15 protein-coding genes and 1 rRNA gene are annotated in these 18,460 nt (G+C 72.8%); 4 read left to right on the plus strand and 12 right to left on the minus strand.

The window, feature by feature from the left end; all coding sequences use genetic code 11:
• Position 1: 1 nt before the first annotated feature.
• On the plus strand, positions 2–1,804 hold the full coding sequence (locus tag ABZ567_RS26265; RefSeq protein WP_360794076.1) for a glycoside hydrolase family 15 protein: 1,803 nt from the start codon (positions 2–4) through the stop codon (positions 1,802–1,804).
• Between the two features lie 114 nt (positions 1,805–1,918).
• On the opposite strand, the gene ABZ567_RS26270 is transcribed toward ABZ567_RS26265, so the two are convergent.
• Together ABZ567_RS26270 and ABZ567_RS26275 are read right to left on the minus strand one after the other, a co-directional pair.
• Positions 1,919–3,559: an FAD-dependent oxidoreductase gene (locus tag ABZ567_RS26270; RefSeq protein WP_360794078.1), complete on the minus strand. Its 1,641-nt coding sequence runs from the start codon at positions 3,557–3,559 to the stop codon at positions 1,919–1,921.
• Positions 3,560–3,586: 27 nt separating this feature from the next.
• Positions 3,587–5,107, minus strand: a complete 1,521-nt coding sequence (locus ABZ567_RS26275) for an APC family permease (protein ID WP_360794080.1) — start codon at positions 5,105–5,107, stop codon at positions 3,587–3,589.
• Between the two features lie 161 nt (positions 5,108–5,268).
• On the opposite strand from ABZ567_RS26275, the gene ABZ567_RS26280 reads away from it, so the two are divergent.
• Positions 5,269–6,897 (plus strand): PucR family transcriptional regulator, encoded by a 1,629-nt coding sequence (locus tag ABZ567_RS26280; protein ID WP_360794082.1) that lies wholly within the window; start codon positions 5,269–5,271, stop codon positions 6,895–6,897.
• Between the two features lie 27 nt (positions 6,898–6,924).
• Here ABZ567_RS26280 and ABZ567_RS26285 read toward each other — a convergent pair whose 3' ends face one another.
• The 5 genes from ABZ567_RS26285 to ABZ567_RS26305 form a co-directional block, all read right to left on the minus strand.
• Positions 6,925–8,028 (minus strand): glycosyltransferase family 4 protein, encoded by a 1,104-nt coding sequence (locus tag ABZ567_RS26285; protein ID WP_360794084.1) that lies wholly within the window; start codon positions 8,026–8,028, stop codon positions 6,925–6,927.
• A gap of 315 nt (positions 8,029–8,343) precedes the next feature.
• A complete protein-coding gene (gene recN / locus ABZ567_RS26290; protein ID WP_360794086.1) occupies positions 8,344–10,086 on the minus strand; it encodes a DNA repair protein RecN in 1,743 nt (580 codons plus the stop codon).
• Between the two features lie 85 nt (positions 10,087–10,171).
• On the minus strand, positions 10,172–11,095 hold the full coding sequence (locus ABZ567_RS26295) for an NAD kinase (RefSeq protein ID WP_360794088.1): 924 nt from the start codon (positions 11,093–11,095) through the stop codon (positions 10,172–10,174).
• Positions 11,092–11,907 (minus strand): TlyA family RNA methyltransferase, encoded by an 816-nt coding sequence (locus tag ABZ567_RS26300; RefSeq protein ID WP_360794090.1) that lies wholly within the window; start codon positions 11,905–11,907, stop codon positions 11,092–11,094. The genes ABZ567_RS26295 and ABZ567_RS26300 overlap by 4 nt, the downstream gene beginning before the upstream one ends.
• A 7-nt stretch (positions 11,908–11,914) precedes the next feature.
• Positions 11,915–12,184, minus strand: coding sequence for a hypothetical protein (locus tag ABZ567_RS26305; protein WP_360794092.1), 270 nt, complete (start codon positions 12,182–12,184; stop codon positions 11,915–11,917).
• Positions 12,185–12,227: 43 nt separating this feature from the next.
• On the opposite strand from ABZ567_RS26305, the gene ABZ567_RS26310 reads away from it, so the two are divergent.
• Complete coding sequence (locus ABZ567_RS26310; RefSeq protein ID WP_360794094.1) at positions 12,228–12,575, plus strand: SCP2 sterol-binding domain-containing protein; 348 nt, start codon at positions 12,228–12,230, stop codon at positions 12,573–12,575.
• Here the strand turns inward: ABZ567_RS26310 and ABZ567_RS26315 are convergent.
• Both ABZ567_RS26315 and ABZ567_RS26320 read right to left on the minus strand, forming a co-directional pair.
• Positions 12,564–13,406: an ABC transporter ATP-binding protein gene (locus tag ABZ567_RS26315; RefSeq protein ID WP_360794096.1), complete on the minus strand. Its 843-nt coding sequence runs from the start codon at positions 13,404–13,406 to the stop codon at positions 12,564–12,566. The genes ABZ567_RS26310 and ABZ567_RS26315 overlap by 12 nt on opposite strands.
• Before the next feature lie 53 nt (positions 13,407–13,459).
• Entirely contained in the window at positions 13,460–14,533 is a 1,074-nt protein-coding gene (locus ABZ567_RS26320) for an HAD-IIA family hydrolase (protein WP_360794098.1), read from the minus strand.
• 83 nt (positions 14,534–14,616) lie between these two features.
• Between ABZ567_RS26320 and ABZ567_RS26325 the strand changes: the two genes are divergently transcribed.
• Positions 14,617–15,912: a DUF1015 domain-containing protein gene (locus tag ABZ567_RS26325; RefSeq protein ID WP_360794100.1), complete on the plus strand. Its 1,296-nt coding sequence runs from the start codon at positions 14,617–14,619 to the stop codon at positions 15,910–15,912.
• A 63-nt stretch (positions 15,913–15,975) separates the two neighbouring features.
• Here ABZ567_RS26325 and ABZ567_RS26330 read toward each other — a convergent pair whose 3' ends face one another.
• The 3 genes from ABZ567_RS26330 to rrf all read right to left on the minus strand — a co-directional run.
• Positions 15,976–16,773 (minus strand): hypothetical protein, encoded by a 798-nt coding sequence (locus tag ABZ567_RS26330; protein ID WP_360794116.1) that lies wholly within the window; start codon positions 16,771–16,773, stop codon positions 15,976–15,978.
• The gene (locus tag ABZ567_RS26335) at positions 16,710–18,170 is read right to left on the minus strand and encodes a hypothetical protein (protein WP_360794118.1); all 1,461 of its coding nucleotides are present in this window, start codon (positions 18,168–18,170) and stop codon (positions 16,710–16,712) included. Before ABZ567_RS26335 ends, ABZ567_RS26330 begins: the two co-directional genes overlap by 64 nt.
• 199 nt (positions 18,171–18,369) lie before the next feature.
• A 5S ribosomal RNA gene (gene rrf / locus ABZ567_RS26340) occupies positions 18,370–18,460 on the minus strand; the annotation flags it as partial.

The following is an 18,460-nucleotide window of genomic DNA, read 5'->3' on the forward strand; positions in this document are numbered from 1 at the left end:
CGTGGCCGGGCGCATCGAGGATTACGCACTCATCGGAGACATGCAGACCGCCGCGCTGGTCTGCCGCGACGGCAGCGTCGACTGGCTCTGTCTCCCCCGCTTCGACTCGCACGCGATCTTCGCCGGACTGCTCGGCACCGAGGAACACGGATTCTGGCGGGTGGGCCCCGCCGGGCCCGCCGACGCCGAACCGCCCGCGGCCGACCGGCGTCGCTACCTCGGCGACTCGCTCATCCTGGAGTCCGAGTGGGACACCCCGCGCGGAACGGTCCGGGTGACGGACTTCATGCCCCCGCGTGACGGCGCGCCGCAGCTCATCCGGATCGTGGAGGGCGTCTCCGGCCGGGTGCGGATGCGGTCGGCGCTGCGGATGCGGTTCAGCTACGGCCGGATCGTGCCGTGGGTCCACAAGGTCGGCGACCGCACCGTCGCCGTCGCGGGACCCGACTCGGTGTGGCTGGACGCGGACGCCGAGACCCACGGCAAGGACCTGACGACGTACTCCGAGTTCACCGTCAATCCCGGCGACCGGATCACGTTCACGATCTCCTGGCAGCCCTCCCACCGCGAGCCGCCGGCGCTGCCCGACCCCGAGGGCTCCCTGGAGGCGACCGCCGACTTCTGGCGCGAGTGGGTCGATCACTGCACGTACCACGGTCCCTACCGGGAGGCGGTGATCCGCTCCCTGATCACCCTGAAGGCGCTGACGTACGCGCCGACGGGCGGGATCGTGGCCGCGCCGACCACCTCGCTGCCCGAGGAGATCGGCGGCGTCCGCAACTGGGACTACCGCTACACCTGGCTGCGGGACGCGGCGATCACCCTCTCGTCGATGCTGCGCACCGGCTACCGCGAGGAGGCCCGTGCCTGGCGGGACTGGCTGCTCCGGGCGGTCGCCGGCGACCCGGAGAACCTCCAGATCATGTACGGCATCGCGGGCGAGCGCGAGCTCGGCGAGGCGGAGCTCGACTGGCTGCCGGGGTACGAGAACTCCGGCCCGGTCCGCGTCGGCAACGGCGCCGCCAACCAGCTCCAGCTGGACGTCTACGGCGAGGTCACCGAGGCCCTGCACCTCGCGCACATGACGGGGCTCTCCCGCAACGACTACGCCTCGCTCCTCCAGATCAAGCTGATCAACTACCTGGAGAAGCACTGGAACCAGCCCGACGAGGGCATCTGGGAGGTGCGCGGCCCGCGCCGCCACTTCGTCCACTCGAAGGTGATGGCCTGGGTGGCCGTCGACCGCACGATCAAGCTCATCGAGTCCGGTGACGCCGACGGACCCCTGGAGCGCTGGCACGCGCTGCGCGACGAGATCCACCGGGACGTCTGCGAGAAGGGCTACGACCAGGAGCGGAACACCTTCACGCAGTCGTACGGCTCCAAGGAGCTGGACGCCTCGCTGCTGCTGATCCCGCAGATGGGCTTCCTCCCGCCGGACGACAAGCGGGTCATCGGCACGATCGAGGCGATCCAGCGGGAGCTGTCCACCGAGGACGGGTTCGTCCTGCGCTACCCCACGGCCGGCGAGGAGGCCGGGGTCGACGGCCTGGAGGGCGACGAGGGCGCGTTCCTCGCGTGCTCCTTCTGGCTGGCGGACGACCTGGCGATGATCGGCAGGGTGGACGAGGCCCGCACCCTCTTCGAGAAGCTGCTCGGGCTCCGCAACGACCTGGGGCTGCTCGCCGAGGAGTGGGACCCGAGGCTCCAGCGGCAGGTCGGCAACTTCCCGCAGGCCTTCAGCCACGTGCCGCTGATCGACACGGCGCTGCGGCTGACGGCGAGCGGGGCGTACGGAGGCTGAGACTGACGGTGCGTCAGGTCCTTTGGGCCCGCAACCCGCAGGACGCCCGACCGCCGGGAGAGGGACTCGTGAGGGCCCCTCCCCCGGCGAGCGGGCGCACCGCCCGCCCGAGGATCACCTCAGCGCGTCGATCACCTCCCGCGCGGCCCGCTCGCCCTCGGTCGCCCCGCCTTCCATGAAGCCCTGGAAGTCGTACGAGCAGTGCTCGCCGCCGATGTGGACGTTGCCCTGGGCGGTGCCCTCGTAGCCCGCGTACCGGTGGAGGTAGCCGACGGGCCAGCAGGAGTACGCGCCGAGGGCGTACGGGTTCTTGTGCCAGGCCGACAGCTGGGCGCGGCCGGTGTACGCCCGGGAGGTGCCGGGGAAGAAGGCGTCGATGCCCGCCAGGTAGCGGGTGACGAGGTTCCGCACGTACGGGTCGGCCTCGGTGGAGAACGGCCCGGCCGGGTTCAGTGCCCGGGCCCGGCTGCCGCCGCCGTACTGGATGAGGATGCCGCCGGTGCCGCCTTGGATCTTGGTGGTGTCCCAGGTCTGCTGGACCTCCGTGTCGGTGAAGCAGTCGCCGGCGGAGACTCCGGGCCAGGCGCCCGTGCCCCGCCAGGGCCGGGTGCCGAACTGCATGTTGAGCTTGGTGCAGTGCCCCATCCGCGCGTCCCTCAGCAGGTTCCGCATGAGCGGGTCGAAGCCGGCGAGGGACAGGTCGAGTTGCTTGAGGATCGGCAGCGGGAGGCAGAGGACCGTGTGGTCGGCGGTGACGGTCCTGGTGGCACCGGCCTCGGTGAAGGTCAGCGTCTGGGTGCCGTCCGCGTTGGCCCGTACGGCGGTCAGGTACCAGCCCCGGCGCAGGGTGCCGGGGGCGAGCGCCCCGGCGATGGCGTTCGGGAGCCGGTCGTTGCCGCCGACGATGTGGTAGCGCTCGTTGGACAGGCCCCAGACGTTGAAGTTGCCGGGATTGGTCTGGTAGCCCATGAGCAGGACGAGGGCGAGCGAGGACTGTTCGGTGGTGTCGGCGCCGTACTCGACGTTGTAGGCGACGTCGATGAACTGGCCGAGCGGGGAGGCGTGGCCGCCGGGGACCCGGGTCTCGATCCACTCGTATATCGACATGTTGTCGAGTGCGGTGCCGGTGGGGGTGGTCTGGTTCCAGAGGACCTCCCCCGCCTCGGAGAGGTCGCGGCGCAGGGCCTGGTAGACCGCCTTGAAGTCCTCGTCGGCCTGGTGGCGCGGGTAGTAGGCGCCGTCGAACCAGAGGACCTCCTCGGCCCCGTTGGGGCCGCCGCCGAGGAAGTCCTCGACGTCGAGGCCGAAGCGGCGGCAGAGTTCCAGGATCTTCTTGTGGCTGGTGTCGATCAGCTCGCCGCCGATCTCTGAGGTCTGCCCGTACGCCCAGTGGGCGCGCTGCGTCCACATGCGGCCGCCGACCCTGGACGGTTCGGCCTCGTAGAGCACGGGGCTCAGTCCGGCGTCCTGGAGGGTGAGGGCGGCCGTGAGGCCGGAGATCCCGGCGCCGACGACGGCGACCCGGGCGGTGCTCCGGACGGGCGGGTCGGGCACGGCCGCGCGGGCGGGGACGGTGGTGCCCGCGCCGACGCCGACGGCGACACCGGCCGCGGCGGCGTACTTGAGGAGGGTCCGGCGCCCGGGGGCGTCGGCTCTCAGGCCTCTGAGCTCGTCGACGGGGACCTTCAGCCGTCGGGCGTCGGCGTGCTCGGCGGCGAGGTGCTGCAGGAGGTGCATCGGGTTGGTGCGGGCCATGGGGCGCTCCTGGAGGAAGAGGGGGATTCAGCGCGGGGAGAGGGGGGCGGGGGCGGATTCCGTACGGGGTTCGTCGGCGCGCTCGGTGGCGTCCTCCAGGACGATCCGGCCGATGATCTCGTACCGCTCGGGCCGCTTGGCCTTGAGGTAGAAACCGAGGCCGAGGCCGCCGAAGAAGACCAGACCGACGATCCAGGGGATCGCCTCGAAGAAGAGGGAGTCGGCCGCGAGACCGGCCGCGGTCTCCAGGTTGACGATCAGCAGGACGACGACGGCGATCATGCCGATGCCACCGAGGAGGGGGGCGGTCAGCGTCGTGAACCAGTGCCGGTCCTCGGGGTGGTTCTTGCGGAAGTAGCCGATGACCGCGAAGGAGCAGAGGGTCTGGACGATGAGGATCGCCATCGTGCCGAGGATCGCGAGCAGGGTGTAGAGGTGGATGTACGGGTCCTGGCCGGTGAGCCAGAAGGCGGCGACGAGGCCCACGGCGATCGCGCTCTGCACGTACGAGGCGATGTACGGCGAACCGTGCCTGGCGTGCGTCCGGCCGAGCGCCGGGTGGAGGAAGCCCTCGCGGCCGATGGCGTACAGATAGCGCGAGGCGCACTGGTGGAAGGCCATCCCGCAGGCGAAGGAGCCGGTGAGCAGCAGCCATTGGAAGGCGTCGACGGCCCAGGCGCCGATGAAGCTCTGGGTGGGAGCGAAGAACAGGTCGAGGGGCGAGGCGGAGGCGGACAGCTTCACCGATTCGGCGAGACCGTTGCCGGCGATCGTCATCCACGACACGTAGATGTAGAAGAGGCCGACGCCGATGACGGAGATCAGGGTGGCCCGCGGGATGACCTTCTTGGGGTTGCGCGACTCCTCTCCGTACATGGCGGTCGACTCGAAGCCGACCCAGGACCAGAAGGCGAAGAAGAGTCCGAGGCCGGCGGAGGAGCCGGTGAAGGCGTTCACCGGGTTGATCGGCTCGACCGGTATGCCCTCGGGGCCGCCGCCCGCGATCAGGACGGCGGTGGCGACCGCGAAGAGGACCGCGATCTCGGCCACGAGCATCACCCCGAGCGCCTTGGCGGTCAGGTTGATGTCGAAGTACGACAGGACGGCCGTCACGGCGAGCATGACGGCCGCGTACAGGATCCACGGCACGTCGACGCCGAGCTGGTCGGCGACCGTCGTCTTGGCGAAGTAGGCGAAGACGCCGACGATGGAGGCCTCGAAGACGACGTACGCGAGGACCGCGAGCATGCCGGACGCCATGCCGGCGATCCGGCCGAGGCCGTGCGAGATGTAGCCGTAGAAGGCGCCGGCGGCCGTGATCCGCTTGGCCATGGCGACGTAGCCGACCGAGAAGACGGTCAGGACGAGCGTCGCGAAGAGATAGCCGGCGGGTGCGCCGGTGCCGTTGCCGAAACCGACGGCGATGGGGAGGTTGCCGGTCATCGCGGTGATCGGGGCCGCGGTGGCCACGGCCATGAAGACGACGCCGACGAGCCCGACCGAATCGGCCTTCAGCCGGTGGACCTCTGGGGTGGAGTTCTCTGCCATGGCGCGAGAGCATCCTCGCGAGTGACGCAGGCCACAATCGACAGGGGGTCGCACAATTCAGGCCAGCGCACGACGAGTTGTCGCCCCGGTGTACGAAGTGTCCGCTCCCGTGACCGTGGGGTGATGTCGCGGAAACACCGACGCGGGTAGCGTCCGGCCCCATGGACAATCAGGGCGGGATCACCGTGCAGCGGGCGCTCGAGCTCCCTGGGCTGCGCGGCGGGCTCCCGGAGGTCGTCGCCGGCGCCGACCGGCTGCATCGCACGGTGCGCTGGGTGCACGCGGGCGAAGTGCCGAACATGGCGTCGCTGCTCAAGGGCGGCGAGCTGCTGCTCACGACGGGCCTCGGCCTGGGCACCCGCCCGGCCGAGCAACGCGCTTTCGTCCGCCGGCTCGCGGACCGGGGCATCGCGGCGCTCGTCGTCGAACTGGGCCCGCGCTTCGCACGCCTCCCGGCGACGATAGTGGAGACCGCGCGAGCTGCCGGGCTGCCGCTGGTGCAACTGCACCGCGAGGTGCCGTTCGTGGCCGTCACGGAGGAGATCCACACCGAGATCGTCAACGGCCACTACGCGCTCCAGCGACAGGCCGAGGAGGTCCACCGGCAGTGCACGGAGGCGCTGCTCGGCGGCGGCGGGGTCCCGCAGGTGCTGCGCATCCTCTCCGACTTCGCCGCCAACCCGGTCTTCCTGGAGACCGCCGACGGACAACTGCTCTACGCGGCGGGCACCGAGTCGGCGCCCGCCGACCCGCTCCAGGTGTGGGACGGGCTGCGCGGCCAGCGGGCCGCCCGCGAGTCCGGCCCGCCCACCGGCACGGTCCTGGTCGACGTGCCCGGCGGCGGGCCCGGCACGGGCTCGGTACGGGCCCGCCTCGTCCTCCTGTCGGTCTCCGGCCCCCTCTCCCCCGTGCACCGGATGGCGGCCGAGCGCGCGGCCGGCCTCCTCGCGGTCGTCCTCATGCAGGCGCGGCAGGAGGAGGAACTGGCCGCGCGCGGACGGGGCGACTTCCTCACCGACCTGGCCGAGGGCCGGATCACGGCCGAGGACGCCCCGGCGCAGGCCCGGGTCCTCGGCTTCAAGCCGGGCGACGGCCCGCTGCTGCCGGTGGTGATGCGGCTGGCCGCGGAACTCTCCCCCTCGGGCAACTGGGCGCTCCTGGCCCGCGCGGTCCTGGAGGAACTGGCCGCGGTCGGCGTCCCGGTCCTCCTGGGCGTCCGCCCGGTGGAGGGCCGGGTGCCGCTGCTCCTCGGCCTGCGCTCGGAGTCGGAGCGTACGGCTGTGGCGGACCGGGTCGCGGCGGCGCTGCGCGCGGGCGTGGAGCGGGCCGGCCTGGAACGCGCCGGGGTGCACCCGCCGGTCGTCGTGGTGGGCGTCGCGGGCAGCTGGGCGGCGGCGTCGGCGGGCCTGAGGCACGCCGCGGAGACGGCGACGGCGGCGCAGGGCCTGTCGGACCGCCCCTGGTACGACGCCCGGCGTCTGGACATCGACCTCCTCCTGTGGCGGCTGCACTTCCACGGGGACACGGTCCTCGCGGCGTTCGTGGACCGCGCGATCGGGCCCCTGCGGGACCACGACCGCACGTCCCGGCCCCCGCTGCTGCCGACGCTGGAGACGTATCTGGCGCACGCGGGCCGCAAGGCGGAGACGGCCAGGGAACTCCACCTCAACCGCCAGACCCTCTACAACCGCCTGGCCCGCATCTCCGAACTCCTGGGCACGGACCTGGACGACCCCCAGACGGTCCTGGCCCTCTCGCTGGCCCTGAGAGCCCGCCGCCACACGGCGTGACGCCACCGACGGCCAGTTGGTGGGGCGTCAGCGCCCCACCAACTCGTCGTACACGCTCAACACATGCGCCACCGTCTCGTCCTCCGTGGGCCACGACCCCGCCTGCACCCGTCCAGCCGCCGCCAGGTCCATCCGCCGGTCCACGTCCTCGAGCAGCCCCCGCACCGCCCCCGCGAGCGCCCCCGCGTCCCCGTAGGGAACCAACTCCGCGGCCTTCCCGACGAGTTCGGGCACCCCGCCGACCGCGGTGGCGACGAGCGGCACCCCGAGCCGCAGCGCCTCCTGCGCGAGCAGTGACCGGGCTTCCCACCGGGACGGAAGGACGGCGACGTCCGCCGCCGCGAGCAGCTCCGCGACGTCCTCGCGCCGCCCGATCAGCCGCACCGGCAGGTCCTCAGCCGCGATCCGCCGCTGCAGGGCGGCCCGTTCGCGTCCCTCGCCCGCGATCACGAGGAGCGGCTGCGGGTCGAGCTCCCGCCACTCCCGGGCCGCGTCGAGCAGCGTGCGGTAGCCCCGGCCCCGTTCGAGCGCGCCGACGGCCATCAGCAACGGCCGGTCGACGGCGCCCAGTTCGGCGCGGGCCTTGCCGTCGTGGAGGCAGACGGGTCCCCGCGCGGCCGGCACGGTGACGGGAGCGAGCCGGGCGTCGCGGGCCCCGCGCCGCCGGGCCCGGTCGACGAGCTCGGAGGAGGTGGCGAGGACGACGGCCGCGGCCCGTACGGTCCTTCGCTCCAGGAGCCGCAGCATCCCGCCGCGCGCCCCGTCGACGTGGATCCGGCTGTCCCAGGTCGTCACGAGCGGCGCACGAGCACCACCCGCGCCCCCAGCCCCGCCGCCGCCGGAGAGCGCGAGCGCGGCCCGTACGGACGCCGCCAGGCCGTGCGCGTGGACGACGTCGGCGCCGATACAGGCGGTGCGGAGCGCGCTGACCGTAGCGGGGTCACCGGGGCGCGGCAGGGGCACGAAGTGGGCGCCGGCCCCCCGGTAGTCGTAGACGCGGTCGAGTCCGGCGGGGGCGCACACGGTCACCCGCACGCCCCTCGCCACCAGCCCCGAGGCGAGTGATCGGACGTGAGCGCTGCTGCCCGCGCTGCCGCCGCCCAACACCTGGACCGTACGGAGCTGTGTCACGCGCCCAAGGATGCCAGTCCGTACCGCCGACCGTACGCACGTTCCGGCACCGAAATGGCGTCGTTCCACTGTACGGGAGGCGTACGCCTCCGGGACTCACTCCCCGGGTTCACTCACTCGGGTGAGCGCGCGAGCCCGGCCTCGCGCCCCCCGCGCAAGCCAGGTCTCGCCCCCCAGGTGGCGGCGATCAGCGCGGCCGCCCGAGCCGTCCCGGCGTGGTCGGTCCGGGTCCACCAGGTGCCCACGGGGGGACGCCGCAGCCCCTCGTACCCGCCCCGGCTCACCCGGTGGCGGTCCCGAGGGCGGTGCGGTGCCTCACGCGTCCGCCCGCGCCGCCGCCAGCAGCTCCTCGGCGTGGGCCCTCGCCGTCTCCGAGTCCTCCTGGCCCGCGAGCATCCGGGACAGCTCCCGCACCCGCTCCTCGCCCTCGAGGACGGTGACGCCCGACCGGGTCACGGAGCCGTCGTGGGTCTTCTCGACGAGCAGCTGCCGGTCGGCGAAGGCAGCGACCTGCGGGAGGTGGGTGACGACCACGACCTGTGCGGTCCTGGCGAGCTTCGCGAGGCGGCGGCCGATCTCGACGGCCGCCTTGCCGCCGACCCCGGCGTCGACCTCGTCGAAGAGGTACGTCGGCACCGGGTCCACCCCGGCGAAGACGACCTCGACCGCGAGCATCACCCGGGACAGCTCACCACCGGAGGCGCCCTTGGCGATGGGCCGCGGCGGGGCGCCGGGGTGCGGGGCGAGCAGCAGTTCGACCTCGTCGGCGCCGGACGGGCCGTACGCGACCCGGCGACCGCCGACCTCGACGCCCTCGGCGTCCTCGGTCTGGCGGATGTCGAAGGACACGCGCGCGTGGGGCATGGCGAGGGAGGCGAGTTCGGCCGTGACCGCGTCGGCGAACCGGTCGGCCGCTTCCGTACGGGCGTCGGTGAGCCGCTGCGCGAGCACCGAGAGCTCGTCGCGCAGCCGGTCCCGCTCGGCGGTGAGTTCCTCGAGGCGGTCGTCGTCGCCGTCCAGCTCCCCGAGCCGGCCGGCACTCTCCTCGGCCCAGGCGAGGACGGCCGCGATGTCCTCGCCGTACTTGCGGGTGAGCTGGGTGAGCGCCGCCCGCCGCTCCTCGACGGCGGCGAGGCGCAGCGGGTCGGCGTCCAGGTCGTCCGCGTAGCCGGCGAGTTCGGTGGCCACGTCACCGAGCAGGATGGAGATCTCCCCCATCCGGTCGGCGAGGGCCGCGAGCGCCGGATCGTGCGACCGTACGGCCTCCAGGGCCCGGCCAGCGCCCGCGACCAGGGTCGTGGCGTCGACGGACTCGGGGTCCTCGGGTACGCCCGCGAGGGCGGCGTGGGCGAGGGCGGCTGCGGAGGCGAGGGCCTCGGCGTGCCCGAGCCGCTCCGCCTCGGCGGCGAGTTCGGTGTCCTCCCCGGCGCGCGGCGCGACGGCCTCGATCTCGCCGAGCCCGAAGCGCAGCAGATCGGCCTCCTGGGCGCGCTCCCTGGCCCGGGTGGTGATCTCGTCCAGCTCTCCGGTGACGGCGCGCAGCCGCCGGTACGCCTCGGTGTAGGCGGTGAGCGGTCCGGAGACGGCGTCACCCGCGTACCGGTCGAGCGCGCCGCGCTGCCTGGCGGGCTTCAGCAGACCCTGCTGGTCGGTCTGGCCGTGGACGGCGACGAGTTCGTCGGCGAGTTCGGCGAGCAGCCCGACGGGCACGGAACGCCCGCCGAGGTGGGCCCGCGAGCGTCCCTCGGCCGACAGGGTCCGGCTGACGAGCAGGACACCTTCGTCGAGCTCCGCCCCGGCCTCCTCGGCGCGTACGGCGGCGGGCGAGCCCGGGGGCACGCTGATCCGTCCCTCGACGACGGCCGAGGCCGCGCCGATCCGCACCAGGGCCGCGTCGGCCCGTCCACCGAGCAGCAGCCCGAGGCTGGTCACCACCATCGTCTTGCCCGCGCCGGTCTCACCGGTCACCGCGGTGAAGCCGGGCGACAGCTCGACCACCGCGTCGTCGATGACCCCGAGCGACCGTATCCGCATCTCCTCCAGCACGCCCCAGACCATACGAGGTTTCCCTGCCGCGACGCGACATCGCCCCCGTCCCGTGACTCCCGGGCGCGCCGCTCGTTGCCGACGGCCCCCGGCAGGATCAGTGCGGCGCGCCGCGCCAGCCGGAGACGGGAAGGGCGAACTTGGCGACGAGCCGGTCCGTGAAGGAGGCGTGGTGGAGCCGGGCGAGCCGGACCGGTACCGCGCCCCGCCGCACCTCGACCCGCGCCCCCGCCGGGAGTTCCACCGTCCGCCGCCCGTCGCACCACAGCACGCCGTGCGGGGTGTGCGGCTCGACCTCGACGGCGAGCACCGACTCGGGCGTGGTGACCAGCGGCTTGGCGAAGAGGGCGTGGGCTCCGATCGGGACCATGAGCAGCGCCTCCACCTCCGGCCAGACGACCGGTCCTCCGGCCGAGAAGGCGTAGGCGGTGGATCCCGTCGGTGTCGCGCAGATCACCCCGTCGCAGCCGAATCCGGTCACCGGGCGCCCGTCGATCGCGAGGACGACCTCCAGCATCCGCTCCGGGGACACCTTCTGCACGGCGGCCTCGTTGAGCGCCCAGTCGCGGTACAGGACGTCGCCGTTCTCGTACACGACGACGTCGAGGGTCATCCGCTCCTCCACCTCGTACGCCCTCGTCACGACCCGGTCGACGACCTTGTCGAGGTCGTCGCGCTCGGCCTCGGCGAGGAAGCCGACCCGGCCCAGGTTGACGCCGAGCATCGGGACGCCGGAGGCGCGGGAGAACTCGGCGCCGCGCAGCAGGGTGCCGTCGCCGCCGAGGACGACGAGGAGTTCACATCCGTCGAGCGCGTCGGAGCAGGCCTCCGGCACCCTCTCGACGGACGGCGGCAGCGGCAGGTCCGCGGCCTCGGCCTCCAGGACCCGGACGCCGATGCCGCTGCGCAGGAGGCCGAGGACGACCAGCTCGGCGCTGCGGACGGCGGCCGGCCGGCCGGTGTGCGCGAGCAGGAAGACGGTACGTGGTGCGGTCTCTGGTGCTGCTGCCGTTGAGGTCAACGAGGTCCTTCCGCCACGGCGCGGTCGACATCCGCCGGATCCAGCGCGGGCGCCCCTGCCCGCAGCCACAGAAAGTACTCGACGTTGCCCGAGGGACCGGGCAGCGGGCTTGCGGTGACGCCCAGGACACCGAGCCCGAGTTCGGCGGCCCTACGGGCCACGTTCTTCACGGCGTCCGCGCGGAGTTCGGCGCTCCGGACGACGCCGCCGGTGCCGAGCCGCTCCTTGCCCACCTCGAACTGCGGCTTGACCATGAGGACGAGGTCGGCGCCGGGCCCCGTGCAGGCCGCGAGGGCCGGCAGGACGAGCCCGAGCGGGATGAAGGAGAGGTCGCCGACGACGAGGTCGACCGGGACGCCGTCGAGGGCGTCGAGCGTCAACTCGCGTACGTTCGTTCGGTCCTTCACGGTCACGCGTTCGTCGCTCTGCAGCGACCAGGCGAGCTGGCCGTAGCCGACGTCGACGGCGACGACATGGGCGGCGCCCGCGCGCAGCAGGACGTCGGTGAAGCCGCCGGTGGAGGCTCCGGCGTCCAGGGCGCGCCGGCCCTCGACCTTCAGCCCCTGGGGGACGAAGGCGGCGAAGGCACCGGCGAGCTTGTGGCCGCCGCGCGAGACGTAGTCGGGGTCGGAGTCGTCCTGGACGACGACGATGGCCGCCGCGGTCTCGACCTGGGTGGCGGGCTTGGTGGCGACGGTCTTGCCGACGGTCACCCGGCCCGCGGCGATCAGCTGGCTGGCGTGCTCGCGCGAGCGCGCGAGCTTGCGCCGGACCAGCTCGGCGTCGAGACGGCGGCGTGCCACTCCTGCCACGGTGGGTTCAGCTCCTGTTTTCGTACGGACGCGGGGTGGGGTGCGCGTCGAGCGAGGTCAGCTCGGCACGCAGTCCACGGTGTACATCCTCGTACACCTCCAGGTGTCCGTCCGCCGGGAGGTGGTCCACCTCGGCGAGACGCGCCAGGTGGGCGTCGACGCCCGGATGCCCGGTGACCTCCCGCTCGACCCCGAGGGGCGCGGGCGCGGCCGGCTCGTGGGCGTCCTGTGGAGCCACCACGTCCGCGGGCTCCGGTTCGGGCGTCACGTCGTTCATGGGCCCGACGCTACCGCGAACGCCTGGGGTACGGTCGACGGCGATGGCGACGATCACGGAGTGCCGCAGGGCACTGGACACACTCTCGGACAACCTCGCACGGTCGGAGGGCGACCTGCGCGGCGCAGCCGCGCTCGACCGCACCCTGAGCTGCCACGTCACGGACCTGGACACCACGTTCACGGGCCGTCTCGCGGACGGCCGCATCCGGGTCGAGGACACGCTCGCGGGCCCGCCGCCCGCCAAGGCGCAGATCCGGCTGGCGATGACCGGCGACGACCTGCTGGCGATGGTGGACGGCGGCCTGAACTTCGCGAAGGCCTGGGCCTCGGGCCGGGTCAGGCTGGAGGCCGGTTTCCGCGACCTGGTGCGGCTCCGCTCACTTCTGTAGCGCGGGCTCCGGGGACGCCACGGGCCGCGGGACGCGGGCCCTGCGCCCGGCCGGTACGACCAGCGGCGTCCCCGTCTCCGGGTCGTCGATGACCTGGCAGCGCAGCCCGAAGACCCGCTCCACCAGCTCGGCGGTCACGACCTCGGACGGGGCGCCCTCGGCGACCACCTCGCCGTCGCGGACGGCGATGAGATGGGTCGCGTACCGGGCCGCGTGGTTGAGGTCGTGCAGCACGGCGACGAGGGTCCGGCCCTGGTTCTCGTGCAGCTCTGCGCAGAGGTCGAGGACATCGATCTGGTGCTGGATGTCGAGATACGTCGTCGGCTCGTCGAGCAGCAGCAGCGGGGTCTGCTGGGCGAGCGCCATCGCGATCCACACGCGCTGGCGCTGACCGCCGGAGAGCTCGTCCACGTACCGCTCGGCCAGCTCCGCGACACCGGTCGCCTCCATGGACTCCCGCGTGACCCGCTCGTCCTCCGGCGACCACTGACGCAACAGCCCCTGGTGCGGGTAACGGCCCCGGGCGACCAGGTCGGCGACGGTGATGCCGTCGGGCGCCACGGAGGTCTGCGGCAGCAGGCCGAGGGTCCTGGCGACCTTCTTGGCGGGCAGGGCGTGGATCGACTGCCCGTCGAGCAGGACGCGCCCCTCACTGGGCTTCAGCATCCGGGAGAGGGCGCGGAGCAGGGTGGACTTGCCACAGGCGTTGGGCCCGACGATGACGGTGAAGGAGTTGTCGGGGATCTCGACGGACAGCCCGCGGGCGATGACCCGCTGCTCGTACGCCAGGGTGACCGATTCCGCGCTCAACCGCTGCTGTCGACCGTCCATGCCCGCGCTCCTGTACCCGCAACCCCGATGAAGTTAGGTAAGCCTACCCAATTTCACATCCCCAGCCGTCCGAGGGCCTTCTCCGCGTCCGGTACGCCACCGTCGCCGTCGGCCGCCGACCAGGCGGCCCCGCACAGGGCCCGTACCCCGTCCATCGGCCCCCCGGCACCACCGTCCGGCCCGTCGAGCACCAGCGCGCCCCCGCTCACCGACGCCCGCCAGTCCCCGCACACGAACCCGCCGTCCACGTCCGCGAGGACCTCGGGCTGCCCCTCCAACAGCCCTCGCAGGTCGCGGTCCACGTACGTCGGGCGGTGCTCCGGCACGGCCCTCAGCAGCTGCGCCACATCCGTCACCCCGGTGAGTACGAGCAGCGAGTCCACCCCGCCGTTGAACGCGCCCTCGATGTCCGTGTCCAGCCGGTCCCCGACGACCAACGGCCGCCGCGCACCCGTCCGCAGCACCGTCTCCCGGTGCATCGGCGGCAGCGGCTTCCCCGCGACCTTCGGCTCCGCCCGGCCGCCCGTGGCGATCCGTACGACCTCGACGGCCGCCCCGTTCCCCGGCCCGATCCCCCGCGCCCCGGGGATCGTCAGGTCCGTGTTCGACGCGTACCACGGCACCCCGCGCCCCACCGCGTACGCCGCCTCCGCGAACCGCGCCCACGGCATGTCGGGCCCCCCGTAGCCCTGCACGACCGCCACCGGCTCGTCGTCCGCCGACTCCACCGGCACCAGGCCCCGTTCGCGCAGCGCCACCCGCAGCCCCTCGCCGCCGATGACCAGCACCCGCGCCCCGGGCGGCACGTCGTCCGCGATCAGACGGGCCACCGCCTGCGCCGAGGTGATCACGTCCCCCGCCTCGGCCGGCACCCCGAGCTCCGTGAGGTGCTCCGCCACCCCGTCGGGCGTCCGCAGGGCGTTGTTGGTGACGTACGCCAGGTGCATCCCGCCGGCCCGTGCCGCCGCGAGTGCCTCCACCGCGTAAGGGACGGCCTCCCCACCCGCGTACACGACCCCGTCCAGGTCGAGGAGCGCCGTGTCGTACGCCTTGCTCAGCGGCACCGCACTGCCGTCGGGCCTCTTCCTGCCGGCACTCCGATGTCCCTGCCCGTCCCTCACCGTCACCGCGCACTCCTCGCATCTCCGGGTGGAAATTCCCCCGCTCCCCCGATCATCGCTCATGGCCACCGCCCACATACGATGACGAGATGAACACCTCAGGTCACGCGGCCGCCGACGTCCGCGACGACGCCGCCGGGCTGCGCCTGGCCCCGTTCCGCGGACTCCGCTACGTCCCCGAACGGGTCGGCAGCCTCGCCGCGGTGACGTCTCCGCCCTACGACGTCGTCGTACGACCTGACGGACTGCTCCATCTGGAGTCGGCCGACCCGCACAACATCGTCCGGCTGATCCTCCCCCAGGCCATCACCGCCGGCACCCGCCACCGCAAGGCCGCCGTCACCCTCGACCGCTGGCTCGCGGACGGCGTCCTCGCCCCGGACCCGGAGCCCGCGCTCTACGTCTACGAGCAGGACGGCGACGGCGTCCTCCAGCGCGGCGTCATCGGGGCCCTCGAACTCTCCACCCCCGCCGAGGGGGTCGTCCTCCCCCACGAGGACGTCATGCCGCACGTGGTCGAGGACCGGGCCGCCCTGATGCGGACCACGGCCGCCAACCTGGAGCCCCTGCTCCTCACGTACGTGGGCGGGCGCGAGGACGGCGCCGACGCGGTCATCGAGCGGACCGTACGACGGGAACCCCTGCTCTCCACCACCACGGAGGACGGCTTCCAGCACCGCCTCTGGTCGGTCACGGACCCCGACGACCTCGCCGCGGTGGCCGGCGAGCTCACCCGCCACCAGGCGCTCATCGCCGACGGCCACCACCGCTGGGCGACGTACCTCCGCCTCCGTGAGGAGCACCGCTCCCCCGGCCCGTGGAACTACGGCCTGGTCCTCCTCGTCGACACCGCGCGCTACCCCCTCCGGGTCCGCGCCATCCACCGTCTCCTCAACCGCCTGCCGCTGTCCGAGGCCCTCACGGCCCTCGACGGCCGCTTCCGGGTACGGCGGATCGACGGACCCCTGCCGACAGCCCTGGAGGCCCTCGCGACCGCCAGGGCGGGCGGCAACGCCTTCCTCCTCGCCGGTGACGGCGGCTTCCACCTCGTCGACCGGCCGGACCCCGCACTCCTCGACCGCACGATCCGCGCGGACCGCCCCCCGGCCTGGCGCACCCTGGACGCGACGGTCCTGCACTCCACCCTCCTGGAGCACGTCTGGCACATCCCGGACGCCGCCGAGGACATCAGCTACATCCACGACACGGAGGCCGCGGTCGCTCAGGCGGAACGCCGTGGCGGTACGGCTGTCCTCATGCACCCGGTCCGCGAGGAGGTCGTACGGGACCTCGCCCGCCAAGGCGTCACGATGCCCCGCAAGTCGACCTCGTTCGGCCCGAAGCCCGCGACGGGCCTGGTCCTGAGAAGCCTGGCGCTGGACTGAGGACCCCGGAAACGAAGAAGGGCGGCACCCGGTGGGTGCCGCCCTTCTCACACGTCAACCGTGTCAGCTCTTGTCGCCGACACTGTCGTCGCGGTCGTCACTGTCGTCCTCGTCGAGGTCGGCATCCTCGTCGTCATCCTCGGCGAGGACGACATCCGACTCGTCCTCGGACTCCTCCGACTCGTCGAACGCGTCCACGAACTCGACACCGTCCATCTCGGCCAACCGGTCCGAGGCATCCGTGGCCCCGTCCTTGTCGGCCTCCAGAGCCTTGCCGAACCACTCCCGCGCCTCGGCATCACGGCCGGCGGCGAGCAGCGCGTCCGCATAGGCGTAGCGCAGGCGCGCGGTCCACGGGTGAACGGCGCTGGAAGCGAGCTCGGGGCTCTGCAGCGTCACGATCGCCGCGTCGAGCTGCCCCAGGTCCCGGCGGGCCCCCGCGGCGACGAGCCGCATCTCGACCTGCCCGGCCTTGTCCAGCTTCTGCACCTCGGCCTCACCGGCCATGGCCAGCGCCCGCTCGGGACGACCGAGCCCGCGCTCGCAGTCCGCCATGACGGGCCACAGCTCGACACCACCGCTCATCCGGCGGGCGGCCCGGAACTCGGCCAGCGCCTCGGAGTACTTCTGCGTCGCGTACGCGGCGAAACCGGCGGCCTCGCGCACTGCGGCGACACGGGAGGCGAGCCGCAGGGCGACCCTGGAGTAGCCGTAGGCCCCCTCCGGGTCCTCGTCGATCAGCTGGGCGACCATGACGAGGTTGCGGGAGACATCCTCGGCCAACCCCTTGGGCAGGCTCATGAGCTCCTGGCGCACGTCCGGGTCGATCTCCTCACCGGTGACCTCCGGCGGGATCGGCAGCCGCTTGATCGGCGCGCGATCATTGCGCTCCCGGTCGTCACGACGGGCGTACCCACCCCGGTCGTCCCGTCCCCGGAACCCACCACGGTCGCCACCCCGGTCGTCCCGGCGGAAGCCCCCGCCGCGACTGTCGCCGCCCCGGTCGTCCCGACGGAACCCACCACCGCGGCTGTCGCCGCCCCGGTCGTCCCGGCGGAACGACGAGGGACGCTCGTCACGCCGGTCGTCGCGACGGAAACCGCCGCCACGGTTGTCATCTCGGCGGTCGTCACGGGGCGGGAAGGAGGGCCGGTCGTCCCGACGGAACGACGAAGGACGCTCATCACGCCGGTCATCGCGACGGAAACCGCCGCCACGGTTGTCGTCCCGGCGGTCGTCACGGGGCGGGAAGGAGGGCCGGTCGTCCCGACGGAACGACGAAGGACGCTCATCACGCCGGTCATCGCGACGGAAACCACCGCCACGGTTGTCATCTCGGCGGTCGTCACGGGGCGGGAAAGAGGGCCGGTCGTCCCGACGGAACGGAGGCCGCTCACCACGGTCGTCACGACGGAAACCGCCACCACGATTGTCACCACCACGGTTGTCATCGCGACGGAAACCACCGCCACGGCTGTCACCACCACGGTTGTCATCGCGACGGAAGCCACCGCCACGGTTGTCGTCCCGGCGGTCGTCACGGGGCGGGAAAGAGGGCCGGTCGTCCCGACGGAACGGAGGCCGCTCACCACGGTCGTCACGACGGAAACCGCCACCACGATTGTCACCACCACGGTTGTCATCGCGACGGAAACCACCGCCACGGCTGTCACCACCACGGCTGTCGTCGCGACGGAAACCACCGCCACGATTGTCACCACCGCGGTTGTCGCCGCCACGGTTGTCATCACGACGGAAACCACCACCGCCACGATTGTCACCACCGCGGCTGTCGTCACGACGGAAACCACCGCCACGGTTGTCGTCACGACGGTCGTCACGCGGCGGGAAGGAGGGCCGGTCGTCCCGACGGAACGGAGGCCGCTCACCACGGTCGTCACGACGGAAACCGCTCCCGCGGTTGTCGCCCCCGCGGTTGTCACCACCACGGTCATCACGACGGAAACCACCGCCACCGCGGTTGTCGCCACCGCGGTTGTCATCGCGACGGAAACCACCGCCACGGCTGTCGCCACCACTACGGTTGTCATCGCGACGGAAACCGCCACCACGGTTGTCACCACCGCGGCTGTCACTCCCGCGAGAGTCACCACCCCGGTTGTCGTCACGGCGGAAACCCCCGCCACGGTTGTCGGCGCCACGGTTGTCGCCACCGCCACGGTTGTCATCGCGGCGGAAGCCGCCGCCACCGCGGTTGTCGTCACGACGCGGCCCACGGAAGCCGCCTCGGTCGCCACCGGCATCGTCCCTGCGACGCGGTTCGCGCTCCGGACGGTCGTCGGGAGAGTTGGTGGACATCGGTGTGACTCCTGTCATCGGGTACTGCAGTCATTCTCGCGCAGCCGGCACTCAGCCGCGCATCGGAAAAATTCAAGCGAAAAACAAAAGGACCCTTGGTCCCAGCGTGAACGCTGGGACCAAGGGTCCTGAAGAATTGTTCGGCGGCGTCCTACTCTCCCACAGGGTCCCCCCTGCAGTACCATCGGCGCTGAAAGGCTTAGCTTCCGGGTTCGGAATGTAACCGGGC

It is taken from the genome of Streptomyces sp. NPDC016459 (assembly GCF_040632845.1).
Taxonomy (GTDB): domain Bacteria; phylum Actinomycetota; class Actinomycetes; order Streptomycetales; family Streptomycetaceae; genus Streptomyces.

Coding starts and splice junctions, on each gene's coding strand:
- ABZ567_RS26275 (WP_360794080.1), bottom strand. CDS start 5,107: ATGGCAGAGAACTCCACCCCAGAGGTCCACCGGCTGAAGGCCGATTCG.
- recN (WP_360794086.1), bottom strand. CDS start 10,086: ATGGTCTGGGGCGTGCTGGAGGAGATGCGGATACGGTCGCTCGGGGTC.
- ABZ567_RS26270 (WP_360794078.1), bottom strand. CDS start 3,559: ATGGCCCGCACCAACCCGATGCACCTCCTGCAGCACCTCGCCGCCGAG.
- ABZ567_RS26315 (WP_360794096.1), bottom strand. CDS start 13,406: ATGGACGGTCGACAGCAGCGGTTGAGCGCGGAATCGGTCACCCTGGCG.
- ABZ567_RS26310 (WP_360794094.1), top strand. CDS start 12,228: ATGGCGACGATCACGGAGTGCCGCAGGGCACTGGACACACTCTCGGAC.
- ABZ567_RS26280 (WP_360794082.1), top strand. CDS start 5,269: ATGGACAATCAGGGCGGGATCACCGTGCAGCGGGCGCTCGAGCTCCCT.
- ABZ567_RS26325 (WP_360794100.1), top strand. CDS start 14,617: ATGAACACCTCAGGTCACGCGGCCGCCGACGTCCGCGACGACGCCGCC.
- ABZ567_RS26305 (WP_360794092.1), bottom strand. CDS start 12,184: ATGAACGACGTGACGCCCGAACCGGAGCCCGCGGACGTGGTGGCTCCA.